Genomic DNA, 19,714 nt, shown 5'->3' on the forward strand with positions numbered 1-19,714 from the left:
TTTGTTTAAAAATTTTCCGGCGGGGGGGGCCCCCCCCCCCCCCTTGGGGGGCGGGGTTGGGGGGGGGGGGGCCCCCGCCGAGGCTGGCGACAATTCTCCCAGATCCTTGCCTTCTCTGCCTCGCAAGCCGCTCAATCGGGAAGGTAGATCTCCGCCTTCATGAAGGTCTTCGCACGGCCTGTGATCAGCACGCGATCTCCGGCCAGTTCGCATAGCAAATGCCCGCCGCGCTGCGAGCATTGGAATGCCGACAGATGCGTCTTGCCGAGTTTTTCAGCCCAGTAAGGTACCAGCGTCGCATGAATGGAGCCGGTAACCGGATCCTCGGGAATGCCCGCCCCGGGCACAAAGTAACGGGAGACGAAATCGTGGGCTCGCCCAGGCGCGGTAATAACCAGGCCGAGAGGATGAAAACGTCCGATCCTGAGCAGATCGGGAACGAAAGATCGCACGGTTGTCTCGTCGGCAAGCTCGACAAACAGGTTCTCGAAATTGCGGAAGCTCGCAACCGGCCGCTGAGGCAATATCGCTTGCAGCGCCGAGTTCAGCTCTTCCTCGATGGGCTGCGGCGGAAAACACGGCAGATCAAGCTGATAGGCCCCTCCCCACCGGGAAACCCGCAGCTCGCCGACCCGGGTGGCGAAGGCCATTTCGCCCTGACCATTGTATTCCGTAGCCAGCACATGGGCGGCCGCAAGAGTGGCGTGGCCGCAGAAGTCGACTTCATGGACCGGCGTGAACCAGCGCAAATCCCAACCTTTGCCATTCGGCCGCACAAACGCGGTTTCAGCAAGATTGTTTTCGTTGGCGATGGCCTGCATTACCTGCTCCGACAGCCATTCCTCTAAAAGGAGAACGGCGGCAGGGTTACCCTGGAAGGCCCGTTCGGCAAAGGCATCGACCTGATACATCGTCAGCGTCGGCATATCGGCCCTCAAAGATATCCGCTGGGCGGCGCGCCATTTCGGCCGTGCCGCCCCCGGTGCAGGTTCACGCCGCTTCGAGAGCCGCCTTCACCGCAGCGATCGCGTCTTCGGCCTTCGAGCCGTCCGGGCCGCCGGCCTGAGCCATATCGGGTCGCCCGCCGCCGCCCTGCCCGCCCAATGCCGCGGACGCGACGCGCACCAGATCGATGGCGTTGAAGCGGCCGGTCAGATCATCGGTGACGGCGACGACGACGCTCGCCTTGTTGTCCTCGCCGGCGCCGACAAAGACGACGATGCCGGAGCCGAGCGACTTCTTGCCGGCATCGGCCAACGGCTTAAGATCCTTTGGCGAGACGCCCGATACCGCCTTGCCGAGAAAACCGACACCGGCAATGGTTTCGTTTTCCGCAGGCACACCGGCTGGCGAGCGATCGCCCAGCGCCAGCTTCTTGCGCGCCTCGATCAGCTCCTTTTCGAGCTTCTTGCGTTCGTCCAGCAGCGCCTCGACGCGGGCCGGCACATCGGCCGGCGAAATCTTCAACGCGGCGGCGGCCGCCTTCAACCGCTTGTCCTGTTCGTCGAGATGCTTTCTGGCCGCCTCGCCGGTCAACGCCTCGATGCGGCGCACGCCGGCAGCGACCGCGCTGTCGGACACGATGCGCACCAGGCCGATATCGCCGGTCGCCCTGACATGCGTGCCGCCGCATAGCTCGACCGAATAAGGCCGGTTGGCCTTGGCGCCATGCAAGCCCGTGCCCATCGAAACGACGCGCACTTCATCGCCATATTTCTCGCCAAACAGCGCCATGGCGCCTTCGGCAATGGCGTCGTCGACAGACATCAGGCGTGTGGTTACAGGGCCGTTCTGAACGACGATCTCGTTTGCCATGCGCTCGACCTCTTCGAGCTCGTCAGGCGAGATCGGCTTGTTGTGCGAAATGTCGAAGCGCAGACGCTCGGGCGCGACCAGCGAGCCCTTCTGCGCCACATGGGTACCCAGCACCTCGCGCAGCGCCTCATGGATCAGATGCGTGGCGGAATGGTTCGCGCGCAGCCTGGAGCGACGCGCGTGGTCCACCTTCAGCTCGACGGTCGCGCCCGTCTTGACCGTGCCGTTAGCCACCTTGCCGAGATGGACGAAAAGCCCATCGGCCTTCTTCTGGGTATCGGATATTTCGATCGAGAACCCGTCGCCCGAAATGACGCCGGTGTCGCCCATCTGGCCACCGGACTCGCCATAGAACGGCGTCTGGTTGACAACCACGGCAACGGCGTCACCTTTGCCGGCGCTGTCGACGGTCTTGCCGCCCCTGACCAGCGCTTGGATGAGGCCTTCCGCCTGCTCGGTCTCATAGCCGAGGAACTCGGTGGCGCCGGCGTTCTCGCGCACCGGAAACCATACCGTCTCGGTCGCCACGTCGCCGGAGCCGGCCCAGCTTTTGCGCGCCTCCGCTTTCTGCCGCTCCATCGCCTCGGTGAAGCCGGCAAGGTTGACCGAGATGTTGCGCTGGCGCAGCGCGTCCTGCGTCAGATCGAGCGGAAAGCCATAGGTGTCGTAGAGCTTGAACGCTGTCTCGCCATCCAGCATGTCGCCGGAGGCCAGCTTTTCCGTCGCCTCCGAAAGCAAGCCCAAGCCGCGCACCAGCGTCTTGCGGAAGCGCGTCTCTTCCAGCTTCAGCGTTTCGGTGATCATCTGTTCGCCGCGCACCAGTTCCGGGTAGGCTTGGCCCATCTCGCGGACCAGTGCCGGCACCAGGCGCCACATCAGCGGATCGCGGGCGCCGAGCAACTGCGCGTGGCGCATAGCGCGGCGCATGATGCGACGAAGCACGTAGCCGCGTCCTTCGTTGGACGGCAGCACGCCGTCGGCGACCAGGAAGCAGGACGAACGCAGGTGATCGGCGATGACGCGCAACGATGCGACGGCGTCCGCATCCGGACCTTTGCCAAGCGCCGACGACGCAGCGTCGATCAGGTGGCGGAACAGGTCGGTTTCGAAGACGCTTTCAACCCCTTGCAGGATGGATGCCATGCGCTCGAGGCCCATGCCTGTGTCGATCGACGGACGCGGCAGGTCGACGCGCTCCTCCTTCGTCACCTGTTCGTACTGCATGAACACCAGGTTCCAGAATTCAAGGAAACGGTCGCCATCCTCCTCGGGGCTGCCGGGAGGGCCGCCCCAGATATGCTCGCCACGGTCGATGAATATCTCCGAACACGGCCCGCAAGGTCCAGTGTCGCCCATTGCCCAGAAATTGTCCGAAGTCGCGATGCGGATGATGCGATCGTCCGAAAGGCCGGCGATCTTCTTCCAGTACGAGGCCGCCTCGTCGTCGGTGTGGTAGACGGTGACCAGCAGCTTGTCCTTCTTCAGCCCGAACTCCCTGGTGATCAGGTTCCAGGCAAGCTCTATGGCCCGCTCCTTGAAATAGTCGCCGAAGGAGAAATTGCCGAGCATCTCGAAGAAGGTCAGGTGGCGCGCGGTGTAGCCGACATTGTCGAGGTCGTTGTGCTTGCCGCCGGCGCGAACACTCTTCTGGGCAGTCGTGGCGCGCGAATACGGCCGCTTCTCCAGACCGGTGAAAACGTTCTTGAACTGCACCATGCCGGCATTGGTGAACATCAGCGTCGGGTCGTTGCGCGGCACCAGCGGGCTTGACGCGACGACCTCGTGACCTTCCTTGCGAAAATAGTCGAGAAATGCCGACCGGATCTCGTTGACGCCACTCATGAATACTGCCTTTTCGAGAGAACCGCCGGCTGCCGGCGGAAAATAGACATGGCCTTTTAGCGGTCGCACCGCAGCCTGTCCAGAAACACCAAATGGGCTCAAATCCCGGCTTTCGCCAGCGCCTTGAAATGCGTCTGCCTCGCCGTCAAACGCGAACCGCCGGCCCTGGGCCGGCGGTTCGAAACGCATCGATTACGCAAACTCAAAATCAAAACATCAAATCGAAACCTGGCTGAGGCTCAGCGAGGCGTCGCCTGCCCTACATCACCCCGGCGTCGTCCTCGAAACCGTCGTCGCTGCTTTCGGAGCCGCCGTTCTCAAGGAATTTCTCAGCGATCAGCCCGGCATTCTGCCGTAGCGCCAGCTCGATCTCGCGCGCCGTGTCGGGATTGTCGCGCAGGAACAGTTTTGCGTTTTCGCGGCCCTGGCCAAGACGCTGCGAATTGTAGGAGAACCAGGCGCCCGACTTTTCGACCACGCCCGCCTTGACGCCGAGATCGACCAGCTCGCCGGTCTTGGAGACGCCCTCGCCATACATGATGTCGAACTCGACCACCTTGAAGGGCGGCGCCAGCTTGTTCTTGACGACCTTGACGCGGGTCTGGTTGCCGACGACCTCGTCGCGATCCTTGACCGAGCCGATGCGGCGGATGTCGAGGCGGACCGAGGCATAGAATTTCAACGCATTGCCGCCGGTCGTCGTCTCGGGCGAACCGAACATGACGCCGATCTTCATGCGGATCTGGTTGATGAAGATGACCATGGTGTTGGAGCGCGAGATCGAGGCGGTGAGCTTGCGCAGTGCCTGGCTCATCAGGCGGGCCTGCAGGCCGGGCAGCGAATCGCCCATCTCGCCTTCGATTTCGGCCCGCGGCGTCAACGCCGCCACCGAATCGACCACCAGCACGTCGATGGCGCCGGAGCGCACCAGCGTGTCGCAGATCTCCAGCGCCTGCTCGCCGGTATCGGGCTGCGAGATCAAAAGGTTTTCGAGATCGACGCCGAGCTTGCGGGCATAGACCGGGTCGAGCGCGTGCTCGGCATCGACGAAGGCGCAGATGCCGCCCTTCTTCTGGGCTTCGGCCACCGTGTGCAGCGCCAGCGTCGTCTTGCCCGAGCTTTCCGGCCCGTAGATCTCGACGATGCGGCCGCGCGGCAGGCCGCCGACGCCAAGCGCGATGTCCAGCCCAAGCGAGCCGGTCGGCACCGTTTCGATCTCGACGACCTGCTCGTTCGCGCCGAGCCGCATGATCGAGCCCTTGCCGAAGGCACGCTCGATTTGCGACAGCGCCGCATCCAGAGCCTTTGATTTGTCCACCGCTTTGTCCTCTACAAGCCGCAAAGAATTCTGAGCCATGATACATCACCCCGTGGTCGTCAATGGAGGCCGGACAATCCCGCAATCCTTAAAAGAATGTACCTCATTTGTTCTCATTTGTCAATGAGCACCAAGGGTTTGAAAAATAACGCATATCCCTATTTGTTCTATTTTTGTTTCGCAATTATTGCTTCCGATGTGTCTCGCCTCGCATGCGGCGCCGTTGCCGTCACCAACCGAATCGGACCCGCGATTGCAGGGTTCCGCCCGGCGACCTAGTCTCCCCCGGGCAACAGCTAAAGGGCATTTTGACGGCATGATCAAATCCCCGACGATCCTGGCCGTGGGCGGCGCCTATATCGAGCGGCGCGGCCGGGTTGCCGGCGCCTTCGTGCCGGCCGCTTCCAACCCCGGCACGATGCGCGAGCATGTCGGCGGTGCCGTCTTCAACGCCTTGCGCTGTGCGGTGCGACGCGGCGCCTCGGCCTCGCTGCTTTCGGTGCGCGGCGGCGATGCCCTTGGCGACACGGTTTTACGCGCCGTCACCGAGGCCGGCATTGCCGACCTGTCGGCGGTGTTCCTCGACCGAGCAACGCCAAGCCATACGATGCTGATCGATAGCGACGGCGGGCTGATCGCCGGCCTTGCCGACATGGTGCTCTACGAGCTGGCGCTTCCCAAGCAGATCCGCCGCGCCAAGGTGCGGGAAGCGATCGGTTCGGCCGACGCGGTGCTGTGCGACGCCAACCTGCCGTCGACCGCGCTGGAGCGGCTGGCGGCACTCGCCGCCGGCAAGCCGGTGTTTGCGCTTGCGGTCTCGCCCAACAAAGCGGCGCGGCTGACGCCGGTGCTCGACCGTCTGGCGATGGCCTTCATGAACCGGCACGAGGCCGGCGTGCTCGCCGGCGTCCAAATCGATCAAGGCATCGTCGACGGCCTGAGACGCGCCGGGCTGAAAAGCGGCGTGATCACCGCCGGCGACGAACCAGTGCTCGGTTTCGACGAATTGAGCGCGTTCTCGATCTCGCCACGGCCGCTACAAAAGCGGACCGATGCTGCCGGCGCCGGCGACGCATTGGCAGGCGCAACGATCGCTGCCCTGCTGCGCGGCCTGACGCTACGCGCGGCACTGCGGGAAGGCGTTGCCGCCGCGATGCTCGCCGTCGAGCGCGCCGCCTTCACCAGCGCCAGCTTTGCCGAGGCGCTGGCGCTCGTGCCCGAAGCGCGGGACCTGGCATGAAGTGCGGCCCGGAATTGCCGAAGCATGACGCAGCCTATTTTCCGGCGCGCCGTCCTGCCTCGTAGGCCCGGCGCGCCCAGATCGCCATCTCGTCGGGATCGTCGAATGCGCTGTCGGGAACGCTCCAATAGGGCATCGACACGAGCTTGCCGTGGCGCGAGCCGGTATAAGTCCATTGCCGGCAGCCGGCCGCTTCGAAATCCGGGGCGCTTTCCGCGTCGGCCTTCAGCATCAATTCGCCACGGATGACGATGGCGACGATGACGCCGTCGAAATAGATGCCCTTGCCGCCGAACAGCTTGCGGATGCTGACCGGGCCGAGGCCTTCGAAAAGCTCTTCTATGCGCTCGTTGTCCATGCGGCGATCATGTCACCCGGATTTCCCCTTGTCATCGACGCAACCGGCACCATCCTGACAAGTTCAAATCACTTTCGTCGGAGTTTCTCATGCCGCTTCTGCTCAAAGGGTCCTGCCGGTGCAATGCCGTGCGTTTCGAGGTGGAAAGCCACACGCCGGTGCCGTTCATGCTGTGCTACTGCTCGATCTGCCGCAAGCAGCAGGGCGGCGGCGGTTTTGCCATCAATCTCGGCGCCGATTACGAGACGCTGAAAATCCGGGGCAAGCGCCATCTCGGCGTCTTCCGCGCCGAGATCGAGGACGACGAGCACCCGCAACGCGAGATCTCGACGGGCGAGCGGAACTTCTGCACGAAATGCGGGACGGCACTCTGGCTCTACGACCCAACCTGGCCGGAGCTGGTGCATCCGTTTGCCTCGGCGATCGACACAGACCTGCCGAAACCGCCGGAGAAGGTGCATCTGATGCTGAAATACAAGGCGAACTGGGTCGAGCCCGACATCGGCAAGGGTGACAAGGTGTTCGACGTCTACCCGGAGGAGTCGATCGCAGACTGGCACAAGCGAACGGGGATGTGGGTGGATTAGCTTCGGCAGTCCCCCTCATCCGGCCCTTCGGGCCACCTTCTCCCCGCTGGGGAGAAGAGACTGGCTCAACCGTTCGCGACCTCTTCTCCCCTCGGGGAGAAGGTGGCCGCGAAGCGGCCGGATGAGGGGGTCTCGCGAAATCCTACTAAGGAAAAGAAAATTCTCAGGCCGAAGCGCGTGCTTCGGCCAGTGCCTTCAGATCAGCCGGCTTCAATTCGACCGATTCGCCGCAGCCGCAGGCCGAGCTCTGGTTCGGATTGCGGAAGGTGAATCCGGTGCGCAGCGCCGTCTGCTCGAAATCCATCTCGGTGCCGAACAGGAAAAGGGCCGCCTCCGGCGCGACATAGACGTGGGCGCCATCGCGCTCGATATGGTCGTCCTTGGTGTTGGGCTCGGTCACCAGGTCGACCGTATATTCCATGCCCGCGCAACCGCCCTTCTTGATGCCAAGGCGAATGCCATGCGCATTCTCACGGGTCGCAACGATCTCGCGCACCCGGTCGGCGGCCTTTTCGGTCATCGTGATGACGGCGAAGCGTCCCATGTTTTCCTTCTCCATTGCGCGCAGGTTCAAGGCCTGCCGAATGATTCCTCACCTAAAATGGTGAAGTTTTGTACCCGGCGCAAGTGCGCCAGCCTCTGGCTGGTCGGATGCTAGTACCACCCAACCGCCACCTGCGCCTCTTCCGACATTCGGTCGGGCGACCAGGGTGGGTCGAAGGTCATGTTGACCTCGACGCCGGAAACGCCTTCGACGGCGCCGACGGCATTCTCCACCCAACCGGGCATTTCGCCGGCCACCGGGCAGCCAGGCGCGGTCAGCGTCATGTCGATCTTGACCGAGCGGTCGTCCTCGATGTCGATCTTGTAGACGAGGCCGAGCTCGTAGATGTCGGCCGGGATTTCCGGGTCGTAGACCGTTTTCAGCGCCGAGACGATGTCGTCGGTCAGCCGCGCCAATTCTTCGGCCGGAATGGCCGATCCGGAGACCACCGCATTGGTGGCCGTTTCCAGTGCCGTGCTTTCGGCGGTGTGGCTGGCATCATCCATGATCGTCACCCGAAGAACTTGCGCGCTTTTTCCAGCGCATCGGCCAAAGCATCGACTTCGGCCCTGGTATTATACATGCCGAACGACGCCCTGCATGTGGATGTTACGCCGAAGCGTTTCAACAGCGGCTGGGCGCAATGGGTGCCGGCGCGCACCGCCACTCCCTGCCGGTCAATGACCATCGAGACGTCATGGGCATGGATGCCCTGCAGCTCGAACGAGATGATGGCGCCCTTGCCGGGCGCATCGCCGAAGATGCGCAGCGAGTTGATGGCGCGCAGTTCTTGATGCGCATAATCCTTCAGATCGGCCTCATGCGCGGCGATGCGTTCGCGGCCGATCTTTTCCATATATTCCAGCGCCGCACCAAGCCCGATCGCCTGGACGATCGGCGGCGTGCCGGCCTCGAAACGGTGCGGCGGATCGTTGTAGGTGACGATGTCTTGCGTCACCTCCTCGATCATCTCGCCGCCGCCCATGAACGGGCGCATGCGCTCCAGAATATCCTTCTTGCCGTAGAGCACGCCGATGCCCGACGGGCCATAGACCTTGTGGCCGGTGAAGACGAAGAAATCGCAGTCGAGGTCCTGCACGTCGATCGGCATATGCACGGCGCTCTGGCTGCCGTCGACCAGCACCGGGATGCCGCGCGCATGCGCGATGCGCACGATTTCCTTGATCGGCGTCACCGTGCCCAGCGCATTCGACATGTGGGTTATGGCGACCAGTTTTGTCCGGTCGGTCAGCCGCTTCTCGAATTCCTCGATATGGAAGACGCCGAGATCGTCGACCGGTACCCAGACCAGCTTGGCGCCCTGCCGCTCGCGGATGAAATGCCACGGCACGATGTTGGAATGATGCTCCATGATCGAGAGCACGATCTCGTCGCCTTCGCCGATGTTCGGCATGCCGAAACCATAGGCGACCGTGTTGATCGCCGCCGTGGTGTTCGAGGTGAAGACGATGTTGTCGGTGCTCGGCGCATTGAGGAAACGGCGCACCGTCTCGCGCGCCTTCTCATAGGCGTCGGTCGCGGCATTCGACAGGAAATGCAGGCCGCGATGGACGTTGGCGTATTCCTGGGAATAGGCGTGCTGGATAGCGTCGAGCACGGCCTGTGGCTTCTGCGCCGAGGCGCCATTGTCGAGATAGACCAGCGGTTTGCCGTAGACTTGCCGCGACAGGATCGGGAAGTCGCGGCGGATCGCCTCGACGTCGTAGGGGATGTTTTCGACTTTCTGGTCCATCACAACTCTCTCGAGGCACCGCCTCATTCCGTCCAGCACCCCTCATCCGACCGAGCTTCGCTCGGCCACCTTCTCCCACAAGGGGAGAAGGAAGAGCGCCTCTCCTTCTCCCCTTGTGGGAGAAGGTGGCGCCGAAGGCGACGGATGAGGGGTGTTGGCACCAACCCCTCAGTCACCTCTACCCGTGCGTCAAAAACCAATCGTCGAGCCGTGCTTCGAGCGCCTCGACGATTGCCTCGTCGTCCAGTTCCTCGATTACCTCGGCGACGAAGGCCTTGACCAGCAAGCCGCGCGCGGTCTTCTCGTCGACGCCGCGCGCCATCAGGTAAAACAGATGGCTGTGGTCGATCTCGGTGACGGTCGCCCCATGGCCGCAGACGACGTCGTCGGCGAAGATTTCGAGTTCCGGCTTGGTCGAGAACTCGCCGTCGTCCGACAGAAGCAGCGTGTTGCAGGCCATCTTGGCGTTGGTCTTCTGCGCATATTGATGGACGTTGATGCGGCCCTGGAAGACGCCGCGCGCCTTGCCGGTCACCACATTGCGGATGACTTCAGTCGAGGCCGTATGCGGCACGGCGTGGTCGAGCACCATGGTGACGTCGGTATGGGTGTCGCCGGCGAGCAGATTGATGCCGCGCAGGGTGAATTCGGCGCCCTCGCCGGTCGTCTTCACAACGACCTCCTGGCGCACCAGCTTGCCGCCGGCATTCATGACGAACAGCGTCAGCTTCGAACTCTTGCCGAGATGCGCCTTGAACTGGGCAAGGTGCGTCGCCGTATCCGGCTGCTCCTGCACGATGAGCCATGTCACCTCGGCGCCCTCGCCAAGCACAAGCTGGCTGACCGAACTGACCAGCGCCGCCTCCTCGCCTGCCTGGCGTTCGACGATGACAGCGTTGGCACCGGCACCGACGCGGACGGCCAGGCGTACATGCGTCTGTCCACCGGCCTGCAAATTCTGCAATTCGAGCGGCTTGTCCATTTGGGCCCCGTCGGCGATGTCGACGAAATAGCCGTCGGCGACAAAGGCGGTGTTGAGCGCGCCGATGGCGTCGTCGCTGCCATAGGAATCCAGCCCCGGGGCGATGCTGCCGTCGGTCAGCTTCTCCGACAGGCGCTGTACCGTGACGCCCTCGACAGCAGCCCATTTCGCGCTCGAAACGCCGTTCAGCACCGGCAAAACCGAGGAGCCTTCGACGATCGGCGCAATGGCTTTCGCAACCGCTGCCGGATCGAAGTCCGGCACCGAGGTCAGCAGCCGGCGCAGGTCCGTATAGTGCCAGGATTCGATGCGCCGCGTCGGCAGGCCGCCCTTGATCGCCTCGATGGCGTCGTCGCGCTTCAGCATCACCGCGCCGTCACCGGGCAGCAGCGACAGCCGCTCGCCAAAGGCGTCGATCAGCGCCGTTTCGGCTAATGTCCGCTGGGGTGTTGTCGTGTGCATATTCATCAGTTTCGTCCTGCCTTCCGGCATCTCACGCGGCTTGCCCGATCACGCCGGCATAGCCATTGGCCTCGAGGTCGAGCGCCAGCGACTTGTCGCCCGACTTGATCACCTGACCCCTGTAGAGCACGTGCACCGTATCCGGCACGATGTATTGGAGCAGGCGCTGGTAGTGGGTGATGACGACGATGGCGCGGTCCGGCGAGCGCAGCGTGTTGACGCCGTCCGCGACGATCTTCAGCGCGTCGATATCGAGACCGGAATCGGTCTCGTCGAGCACGCAGAGCTTTGGTTCCAGCAGCTTCATCTGCAGGATCTCGGCACGCTTCTTCTCGCCGCCGGAAAAGCCGACATTGAGCGGCCGCTTCAGCATCGCCATGTCCATGTTGAGCGAGGCGGCCGCTTCCTTCACGCGCTTGAGGAATTCCGGGATTTTCAGCGGCTCCTGGCCGCGCGCCTTGCGCTGCTCGTTCATCGCCACCTTCAAAAATTCCATCGTCGCCACGCCCGGTATCTCCATCGGATACTGGAAGGCGAGAAAGATGCCGGCGGTGGCGCGCTCGGCCGGATCCATTTCGAGGATCGACTGGCCGTTGTAGAGGATGTCGCCATCGGTGACCTCATAGTCCTCGCGGCCGGCGAGGATATAGGACAGCGTCGATTTCCCCGAGCCGTTCGGGCCCATGATGGCGGCGACCTCGCCAGCCCTGACCGTCAGGTTCAGGCCGCGGATGATCTCGGTGCCGTCATCGACGATGCGGGCATGCAGGTTTCTGATTTCAAGCATTCTCTTGCTCTATCGTTCCGTTAACTACATATCGCCGAGCTAGGGCAACGGCGACGTCGCTTTCAAGTTCAGGTGCCAAGTCAAATCGCATACTTCCGTCCTCGACGGCGTCGGCGGGATTCGGCCACCTGGTGATTTCAAAAATCTCAGGGCCGTAGACTGTGATCATCAACTCCGTGCCGTCTTCGCGCCCAGCGCTAATTCGGTTGGCTTCGACTTCGATACTGACGACAACTTTGCTTTCGGCAGCAAAGCTTCGAAGGTAGTTCCCGAGCGACGTTGCCAATTCTCCGCAAATCTGCTCATCGAGGTCGGCCCGATAGTTGTCGGGTAGCTCACCAGAATGCCTGTCAAACTGGTGAACGCGTGCGACCAACGGCGGACCGTTCTCTGCCTCATCGTCACTCACCCCACGCTCCCCTCGAGGCTGATGCCGATCAGCTTCTGCGCCTCGACGGCGAATTCCATCGGCAGCTGCTGGATGACGTCCTTGACGAAGCCGTTGACGATCAGCGCGATCGCCTCTTCTTCCGGGATGCCGCGCTGCATGACGTAGAACTTCTGGTCCTCGGAAATCTTCGAGGTGGTCGCCTCATGCTCGAACTGAGCGGTCGAGTTCTTGGCTTCCATGTAGGGCACGGTGTGCGCGCCGCACTGGTCACCGATCAGCAGGGAATCGCAATTGGTGAAGTTGCGGGCGTTGGTCGCCTTGCGGTGCGCCGAGACCTGGCCGCGATAGGTGTTCTGCGAGAAGCCGGCAGCGATGCCCTTGGAGATGATGCGGCTCGACGTGTTCTTGCCGAGGTGGATCATCTTGGTGCCGCTGTCGACCTGCTGATAGCCGTTCGAGACGGCGATCGAATAGAACTCGCCGCTGGAATCGTCGCCGCGCAGGATACAGCTCGGATATTTCCAGGTGATCGCCGAGCCGGTCTCGACCTGCGTCCACGAAATCTTCGAGCGATGGCCGCGGCAGTCGCCGCGCTTGGTGACGAAATTATAGATACCGCCCTTGCCCTCGGCGTCGCCGGGATACCAGTTCTGCACCGTCGAATATTTGATCTCGGCATCATCGAGCGCGATCAGCTCGACCACCGCGGCATGAAGCTGATTCTCGTCGCGTTGCGGCGCCGTGCAGCCTTCGAGATAGGAGACGTAAGCCCCCTCCTCGGCGATGATCAGCGTGCGCTCGAACTGGCCGGTGTTCTTCTCGTTCATGCGGAAATAGGTCGACAATTCCATCGGGCAGCGCACGCCCTTGGGCACGAAGACGAACGAACCGTCGGTGAACACCGCCGAATTCAGCGTCGCGTAGAAATTGTCGGAGGTCGGCACGACCGAGCCGAGATACTTCTTCACCAGCTCCGGATGCTCGCGGATGGCTTCCGAGATCGAGCAGAAGATGACGCCGGCCTGCGCCAGTTCCTTCTTGAAAGTGGTGACGACGGAGACGGAATCGAACACCGCATCGACGGCGACGCGGCCCGACTTGTAGACGTTGTCGCTGGCTTCCTCGAGCTCCGACGCATCGGTCTTCTGCACGCCGGCGAGGATTTCCTGTTCCCTGAGCGGAATGCCGAGCTTCTCATAGACCTTCAGCAGTTCGGGATCGACCTCGCTGAGCGAAGTCGGCCCCGGCGTGCTCTTGGGCGCGGCGTAATAGTGGAGGTCCTGGAAATCGATTTTGGGATAGTGGACGCGCGCCCATTTCGGCTCGTCCAGCGTCAGCCAGCGGCGATAGGCTTCCAGGCGCCATTCCAGCATCCAGGACGGCTCGTCCTTCTTCGCCGAAATGAAGCGGATAATGTCTTCGCTCAGGCCCTTGGGGGCCTTGTCCATCGCGATTTCGGTCTGGAATCCGTATTTATACTGGTCGACATCGATCTTTCGAACTCGATCGATCGTCTCCTGCACAGCAGGCATCAGCGTTCTCCATCCACGCCGGGGTCAAGGCCCGGCAGTTTTCAAACTATGGCACCGCAAACGAGCACCCATCAGGCACCGGAGGCGGCGTAAGTTTCATATAGTGCGTTCATGCCGGAAATTCACCCGGCCAAATGCGAACGCACGGCTCTACCAGGCCGCAAGGCCCTACATTTCGTCTGCCGCGCTCAGGCGGCTCGTTCCCTGCTTGCCTTTTCCTTACCGGCTTGGCGCGCGACGATCGTCGCCAGCGCCGAACGGAACAGCTCGATATCTTCAGCGCTGGTCGCGTGGCCGACGGACACGCGCAACGCGCCGAGGCCGTCACCATAACCCATGGCTTTCAGCACATGGCTCGGGCCGACCTTGCCCGACGAACAGGCCGATCCCGCCGACAGCGCCACACCGGCCAGGTCGAAGGCAATCTGCGCCGTCTCGGCCTTGATGCCGGCAATAGCGAAGAATGTCGTATTGGCAAGCCTTGGCGCGCCGATCCCGAAGATTTCGGCATCCGGAACAAGCGTTTTCACGATCGCCTCGATTTCGTCGCGACGCTGCCGCACCGTTTCGATCGTTTGCAAGCCGGCAGACGCCTCGCGCGCCGCCGCGCCAAACCCGGCAATCGCCGCCAGGTTTTCGGTGCCGCCGCGATGGCCTTTTTCCTGGCCACCGCCGCTGACCAGCGGCTTTGGCATCATCAGGTCCGACGCCGCGACAATGGCGCCGACGCCCTTTGAGCCGCCGATCTTGTGCGACGAGAGAATCAGATAGTCTGCGTAACCCGCTGACATATCGAGCGGAATGCGGCCGGCCGCCTGCACGGCATCGACAACCAGGATGCCACCCGCCGCCTTGACGATTTCGGCAATGCGGCCGACCGGCTGGATCACGCCGGTTTCATTGTTGGCAGCGTGGATGGCCACCAGCGGCAAGCCTTCGACCTTGTCATGCTGGACGAGAGCCTCGGCCAAAACGTCGAGCCTGACGACGCCGTCGGCGTCGACGCCGATCCGTGTCACCTGCGCCGCTGGGAAGCGCCCGCCGTTCAGCAGGCAAGGATGATCGGCCTCGGACACATAGAGCCGGCTCATACGGACAGCACCGCGCCCCATCTGCCAGTCCGGCGTCAGCAGCGTCGAGGCCGCTTCCGTCGCGCCGGAGGTGAATACGACATGCTCGGCTTTGGCGCTGACCAGTCGCGCCACGTCGCGCCTGGCATCCTCGATCAGCCGCCGTGCAGCGCGGCCCTCGGAATGGACCGAGGACGGGTTGGCGGCGACGTCGAGCGCAGCGACCACCGCCGCGCGCGCCGAGGCAAGCAGCGGCGCGCTGGCATTGTAGTCGAGATAGGCGCGTGCTCCGGCCATTTCCGTCCAACTGGTCCCTTCAAAAGCCGTTCCGCGAAGATAGCGCGTTATTTCCTTGAAATTGCAAGGCAAGACGTCCTATTTACGCGGCTTGCGGCGTGGGTGGCCGAGCCACAGTCTTTGGCCCCCCAGTTTTGAACAATTCTAAACTAGCTTCTAGAAAGACGCCCGCCCTGCGTCAAGGCCTAGGGAAGACTGGGGCCTAGGGAAGACTGGGGCCAGAGGAAGACTGGGGCCAGAGGAAGAGTTGTTCCGGGCGCCGCGCAAATTTATACCAAGTGGAGTATTTCATGCCTGAGGTCATTTTCACCGGTCCGGCCGGCCGTCTGGAGGGTCGCTATCAGCCCTCGAAGGAAAAGAGCGCGCCGATTGCCATCGTCCTGCACCCGCACCCCCAGTTCGGCGGGACGATGAACAACAAGATCGTCTACGACCTCTTCTACATGTTCCAGAAGCGCAATTTCACCACGCTGCGCTTCAATTTCCGCGGCATCGGCCGCAGCCAGGGCGAGTTCGACCACGGCACCGGCGAATTGTCCGACGCCGCCGCGGCGCTCGACTGGGTGCAGTCGCTGCATCCGGATTCCAAGAGCTGCTGGGTTGCCGGCTATTCGTTCGGCTCGTGGATCGGCATGCAGCTTCTGATGCGCCGGCCGGAGATCGAGGGCTTCATCTCGGTCGCGCCGCAGCCCAATACCTATGATTTCTCGTTCCTGGCGCCATGCCCGTCGTCCGGCCTGATCATCCACGGCGACGCCGACAAGGTCGCGCCGCCCAAGGACGTGCAGGGGCTGGTCGACAAGCTGCACACGCAAAAGGGCATTACCATCACCCAGAAGACCTTGCCCGGCGCCAACCATTTCTTTGCCAACCATGCGGAGCTTCTGATCGAGGAATGCGCCGACTACCTCGATCGCCGGCTGGCCGGGGAATTGTCCGACCCACGGCCGAAGCGGCTGAGATAATCGGCGATGTACCAACCGCCTCACTTCCAGGAAACACGGCAGGACGTCCTGCACGGGCTGATCCGGGCGCATCCGCTTGGCCTGCTGGTGTCGAACGGCGTCGAGGGGCCGGTCGCCAACGCGATTCCCTTTCTTCTAGACGCGGATGTGCCACCGAACGGCAGGCTCCGCGCCCATTTGGCCAAGGCCAATCCGCAATGGCGGCTTTTGGCCGACAATCCCCTGGCGCGGGTGCTGGTCGTCTTCCAGGGCGCCGATGCCTATGTGACGCCGTCCTGGTACGAGACCAAGCGTGAAACCGGCAAGGTGGTACCGACCTGGAACTACGCCATCGTCCAGGTGCGCGGCATCGTCACGGTGATCGAAGACCAGGATTGGCTGGCCGAGCAGATTTCCGATCTGACGATGTCGCAGGAGGGCAGCCGCTCGGCGCCGTGGGCGGTGACCGACGCGCCGGCACCCTTCATCCAGTCGCAGATCAAAGGCATCGTCGGCCTAGAGATCGAAATCACCGAAATCAGCGGCAAATGGAAAGTCAGCCAGAACCGCCCGGCCGCCGACCGCGTCGGTGTCGCCGAGGGGCTCGAGAGCGAGACTGCCGATTCGGCCGATATGGTCCGGCTGGTAAGGTCCTACGGCGGGCTGGACGGCCAGTAATCTGGATTGCTTGCTCGACCGGTTTCAGGCCGGTCGAGGGCTCAATCGACCTTCGTCATCGCCGCCTTGCGCTCGTTGGCGATCAGCCAGAGATTGCGGATATAGATCAACAGGCCCATGGCCTGGCCGGCGATGAACACCGGATCCTGACGCTGGATGGCGTAGATCAGCAGCAGGCCGCCGCCGAACAGCGAAAAGAACCAGAAGGCGATCGGCACGACGCTGCGCTTGGCCTTTTCCGACGCCACCCACTGCACCAGAAAGCGCATGGTGAAGAAGAACTGGGCGACGAAGCCGAGCAGAACCCAGGCATCGAATTGCTTGACGAAAACATCGTGAAGCCAGGTCGCCAATTCCTGAAGCACGTTACCCATGCCTGATTTCCTCTACTTTGGGCATTCTGCGGCGCCTGCGGCGCAGCCACCAGACGCCGGCAAGATCAAGCACGCCCTGCAGGCCGCGATCGAAGATGCCGTAATTCGATTTGCCGTGACGGCGGGAGCGATCGACGACGTCGCAATGGACGACGCGGTAGCCCTCCTGGATGACCAGCGCCGGAACAAAGCGGTGGGTGCCGTCGAAGAACGGCAATTTCCTCAAAATGTCGGTATGGATCGCCTTGAGGCCGCAGCCGGTATCCCGCGTCTCGTCGTGCAGGATGGCCTTTCTCAGCCCGTTGGCGAAACGCGACGCCAGCTGCTTGATCTTGCTGTCGCGGCGCTTCAGACGCTGTCCCTGCGCGGCCCCGACATCGGGACCAGCCTGCCGCAGCGCGTCTATCAACACTGGGATATAACCGGGGTCGTTCTGGCCGTCGCCGTCGATGGTGGCGACGATATCGCCGCGCGCCGCCCAGGCGCCCGAACGCACCGAGAGCGACTGGCCAGCGGATTTCTGATGCCTGAGATGGCGCAGCGGAAACCGGCGAAGCGCTGCTTGTGCGGCAAGCACCGAAGGCGTGTCGTCGGTCGAGCCATCGTCGACGACGATGACCTCGAAGTCGCGCCCGGCCATCGCGGCGCCGATCTCGTCGAGCAGAAGCGGCAGGTTCGCCGCCTCGTTCCGGCAAGGAATGACGATGGATATCTCCGGCATCTCGACTCTGTCATAGGATATGGCATTCGATCGATGCCGTGCGGTCCAGCGGATGAGACCCGTTGGCGGCGACTCATTACGCCAGCCGAAACGATGACGCAAGCAGGCCGCACGCTTGGGGTTCTCCCTTCTCCCCTTGTGGGAGAAGGTGGCCGCGCGAAGCGCGGTCGGATGAGGGGTGTTCCAGCTTGGCAACGACGGCACTCCGTCCAACACCCCTCAACCGTCTTGGCGCTGCGCGCCAATCCACCTTCTCCCACAAGGGGAGAAGGCAAGAGGGTGTCGCAAAACCGGATTCCACTTTTGCTGATCGCGCTTGAGTGCTAAACGCCCGCCTTCATGCATAGCCGAACCGCGTTCGGCCGGAAGCTTTTCGGGAAAGAAAATGTCCGCCTTCAAATCCGATTTCCTGCGCACGATGAGCGAGCGCGGTTTCATCCACCAGACCTCGGACGATGCCGGCCTCGACCAGCTTTTCGCCACGGAAACGGTGAGCGCCTATATCGGCTTCGACGCCACCGCCAGGAGCCTGCATGCCGGGTCGCTGATCCAGATCATGATGCTTTACTGGCTGCAGCAGACCGGCCACCGGCCAATCGCGCTGATGGGCGGCGGCACCTCGATGATCGGCGATCCGTCGTTCAAGGACGAGGCGCGCAAGCTTTTGACGCCGCAGGACATCGAGGACAATCTCGCCGGCATCCGCCGCAACTTCACGCCCTACCTCAAATTCGGCAGCGGCCCGAACGACGCCGTCATGATCAACAATGCCGACTGGCTGATGGACATCAACTACGTCAATTTCCTGCGCGATGTCGGCCGGCATTTTTCGGTCAACCGAATGCTGGCCTTCGATTCAGTCAAGCTCCGGCTGGACCGCGAGCAGTCGCTGTCGTTCCTCGAATTCAACTACATGATCCTGCAGGCCTATGACTTCGTCGAGCTCTACAAGCGTCTCGGCTGCCGGCTGCAGATGGGCGGCTCCGACCAGTGGGGCAACATCGTCAACGGCATCGATCTCGGCCATCGCATGGAAGGCGCGCAGCTTTATGCGCTGACGACGCCGCTGCTCACCACCTCCTCCGGCGCCAAGATGGGCAAGTCGGCCTCGGGCGCGGTCTGGCTCGATGCGGAGATGCTGAGCCCGTACGACTTCTGGCAATACTGGCGCAACACCGAGGATGCCGATGTCGGCCGTTTCCTGAAGCTCTACACGACCCTGCCACTCGCCGAGGTCGCACGCCTCGAACGGCTCGGCGGCTCGGAGATCAACGAAGCCAAGAAGATCCTCGCCACCGAAATCACCGCCATGCTGCATGGCCGCGAGGCGGCAGAGGAGGCCAGCGAAACGGCGCGTAAGACGTTCGAAGAAGGGGCGCTCGCCGAAACACTGCCAACCGTCGAGGTGGGCAGGGCCGACCTTGAAGCCGGCGTCGGCCTATTGTCGCTGTTCGTCACCGCCGGGCTGGCTGGGTCCAACGGCGAGGCACGGCGGCATATCCAGGGCGGCGCCGTGCGCCTCAACGACCAGCCAGTTTCCGACGATCGCAGGATGGTGACGCTGCAGGACCTTGGCCCGGAAAACGTCGCGAAACTGTCGCTCGGCAAGAAGAAACACGTTCTGGTGCGGCCGGTCTGACCAGGGCCCGGCACTTCCTGTTAGATCTTTTCCGAAACCGGTTTCATCTTGCGGCGCTGACCTTCGGTTCGGAATCACCGCCGAGGTTAATCAGCTAGCTCCCGAGAATGGCCGAGATGCCATTCGTCTCATCGATCGGAACGAGCAGGTAGCGCAAATAGCGGACGTTCTGCGGCGCTTCGATGAACGTCTTGTTCGGGGCCGGAAGCGGACTTGCGGCTTGGCGGCTTGGAATGTGAGAAGCGGACGTTCAGGCGCCCCCATGCATCGACGCGATCTGTGATGGGTTTCGGATGCCGGCCGTCTACTGAGATGGCGTGGCTCGAGGCCGGCGTCCGGAAGCCTCCAGGGAAGGAACCCGCGGGGTGGAGATTTCGGTT

At 62.8% G+C, this 19,714-nt stretch carries 19 protein-coding genes; 5 read left to right on the forward strand and 14 right to left on the reverse strand.

The features are described 5' to 3' along the window. Positions 1-131: 131 nt before the first annotated feature. The 3 genes from NKI25_RS34335 to recA all read right to left on the reverse strand — a co-directional run bounded on the left by NKI25_RS34335 (position 132) and on the right by recA (position 5,014). Positions 132-926: a PhzF family phenazine biosynthesis protein gene (locus tag NKI25_RS34335; protein ID WP_352590660.1), complete on the reverse strand. Its 795-nt coding sequence runs from the start codon at positions 924-926 to the stop codon at positions 132-134. A 64-nt stretch (positions 927-990) separates the two neighbouring features. Further along, positions 991-3,657, reverse strand: coding sequence for an alanine--tRNA ligase (alaS, locus tag NKI25_RS34340; protein WP_352700505.1), 2,667 nt, complete (start codon positions 3,655-3,657; stop codon positions 991-993). Positions 3,658-3,916: 259 nt separating this feature from the next. Continuing rightward, positions 3,917-5,014 carry a recombinase RecA gene (recA, locus tag NKI25_RS34345; protein WP_023674696.1) on the reverse strand — a complete coding sequence of 366 codons (1,098 nt, stop codon included), beginning with the start codon at positions 5,012-5,014 and terminating at the stop codon, positions 3,917-3,919. A 277-nt stretch (positions 5,015-5,291) separates the two neighbouring features. On the opposite strand from recA, the gene NKI25_RS34350 reads away from it, so the two are divergent. Beyond that, positions 5,292-6,215, forward strand: coding sequence for a PfkB family carbohydrate kinase (locus NKI25_RS34350; protein ID WP_353000662.1), 924 nt, complete (start codon positions 5,292-5,294; stop codon positions 6,213-6,215). Between the two features lie 34 nt (positions 6,216-6,249). Here the strand turns inward: NKI25_RS34350 and NKI25_RS34355 are convergent, their stop codons facing one another. Next, positions 6,250-6,573, reverse strand: a complete 324-nt coding sequence (locus tag NKI25_RS34355) for a TfoX/Sxy family protein (protein WP_023717364.1) — start codon at positions 6,571-6,573, stop codon at positions 6,250-6,252. 89 nt (positions 6,574-6,662) lie between these two features. On the opposite strand from NKI25_RS34355, the gene NKI25_RS34360 reads away from it, so the two are divergent. Further along, positions 6,663-7,160 (forward strand): GFA family protein, encoded by a 498-nt coding sequence (locus tag NKI25_RS34360; protein WP_353000664.1) that lies wholly within the window; start codon positions 6,663-6,665, stop codon positions 7,158-7,160. Between the two features lie 163 nt (positions 7,161-7,323). Here the strand turns inward: NKI25_RS34360 and sufA are convergent, their stop codons facing one another. The 8 genes from sufA to NKI25_RS34400 all read right to left on the reverse strand — a co-directional run bounded on the left by sufA (position 7,324) and on the right by NKI25_RS34400 (position 14,978). Then, positions 7,324-7,704 carry a Fe-S cluster assembly scaffold SufA gene (gene sufA, locus NKI25_RS34365; protein ID WP_352590656.1) on the reverse strand — a complete coding sequence of 127 codons (381 nt, stop codon included), beginning with the start codon at positions 7,702-7,704 and terminating at the stop codon, positions 7,324-7,326. A 110-nt stretch (positions 7,705-7,814) separates the two neighbouring features. Next, positions 7,815-8,210: an SUF system Fe-S cluster assembly protein gene (locus tag NKI25_RS34370; RefSeq protein ID WP_352449378.1), complete on the reverse strand. Its 396-nt coding sequence runs from the start codon at positions 8,208-8,210 to the stop codon at positions 7,815-7,817. A gap of 5 nt (positions 8,211-8,215) precedes the next feature. Continuing rightward, entirely contained in the window at positions 8,216-9,457 is a 1,242-nt protein-coding gene (locus tag NKI25_RS34375) for a cysteine desulfurase (RefSeq protein WP_353000667.1), read from the reverse strand. Positions 9,458-9,635: 178 nt separating this feature from the next. Beyond that, entirely contained in the window at positions 9,636-10,907 is a 1,272-nt protein-coding gene (sufD, locus tag NKI25_RS34380) for a Fe-S cluster assembly protein SufD (protein WP_352590652.1), read from the reverse strand. Positions 10,908-10,932: 25 nt separating this feature from the next. Further along, positions 10,933-11,688, reverse strand: coding sequence for a Fe-S cluster assembly ATPase SufC (gene sufC, locus NKI25_RS34385; protein WP_352590649.1), 756 nt, complete (start codon positions 11,686-11,688; stop codon positions 10,933-10,935). After that, entirely contained in the window at positions 11,681-12,097 is a 417-nt protein-coding gene (locus NKI25_RS34390) for a hypothetical protein (RefSeq protein WP_352590646.1), read from the reverse strand. The genes sufC and NKI25_RS34390 overlap by 8 nt, the downstream gene beginning before the upstream one ends. Continuing rightward, the gene (gene sufB / locus NKI25_RS34395) at positions 12,094-13,611 is read right to left on the reverse strand and encodes a Fe-S cluster assembly protein SufB (RefSeq protein WP_023674685.1); all 1,518 of its coding nucleotides are present in this window, start codon (positions 13,609-13,611) and stop codon (positions 12,094-12,096) included. Before sufB ends, NKI25_RS34390 begins: the two co-directional genes overlap by 4 nt. A 188-nt stretch (positions 13,612-13,799) precedes the next feature. Next, complete coding sequence (locus tag NKI25_RS34400; RefSeq protein WP_353000669.1) at positions 13,800-14,978, reverse strand: cysteine desulfurase family protein; 1,179 nt, start codon at positions 14,976-14,978, stop codon at positions 13,800-13,802. A 290-nt stretch (positions 14,979-15,268) separates the two neighbouring features. Between NKI25_RS34400 and NKI25_RS34405 the strand changes: the two genes are divergently transcribed. Together NKI25_RS34405 and NKI25_RS34410 are read left to right on the forward strand one after the other, a co-directional pair. Further along, positions 15,269-15,943, forward strand: a complete 675-nt coding sequence (locus tag NKI25_RS34405; protein WP_023674683.1) for an alpha/beta hydrolase — start codon at positions 15,269-15,271, stop codon at positions 15,941-15,943. A 6-nt stretch (positions 15,944-15,949) separates the two neighbouring features. Next, entirely contained in the window at positions 15,950-16,600 is a 651-nt protein-coding gene (locus NKI25_RS34410; protein ID WP_023674682.1) for an FMN-binding negative transcriptional regulator, read from the forward strand. A 41-nt stretch (positions 16,601-16,641) separates the two neighbouring features. Here the strand turns inward: NKI25_RS34410 and NKI25_RS34415 are convergent, their stop codons facing one another. After that, positions 16,642-16,974 (reverse strand): lipid-A-disaccharide synthase N-terminal domain-containing protein, encoded by a 333-nt coding sequence (locus tag NKI25_RS34415; protein WP_023674681.1) that lies wholly within the window; start codon positions 16,972-16,974, stop codon positions 16,642-16,644. Continuing rightward, a complete protein-coding gene (locus NKI25_RS34420; protein WP_031211231.1) occupies positions 16,967-17,695 on the reverse strand; it encodes a glycosyltransferase family 2 protein in 729 nt (242 codons plus the stop codon). The genes NKI25_RS34415 and NKI25_RS34420 overlap by 8 nt, the downstream gene beginning before the upstream one ends. A gap of 385 nt (positions 17,696-18,080) precedes the next feature. Here NKI25_RS34420 and tyrS point away from each other — a divergent pair, with 385 nt between their 5' ends. Beyond that, complete coding sequence (gene tyrS, locus NKI25_RS34425) at positions 18,081-19,334, forward strand: tyrosine--tRNA ligase (RefSeq protein ID WP_023674679.1); 1,254 nt, start codon at positions 18,081-18,083, stop codon at positions 19,332-19,334. Positions 19,335-19,714: the final 380 nt, after the last annotated feature.

The sequence above is a fragment of the Mesorhizobium sp. M0808 genome, assembly GCF_040320025.1.
Lineage (GTDB): Bacteria > Pseudomonadota > Alphaproteobacteria > Rhizobiales > Rhizobiaceae > Mesorhizobium.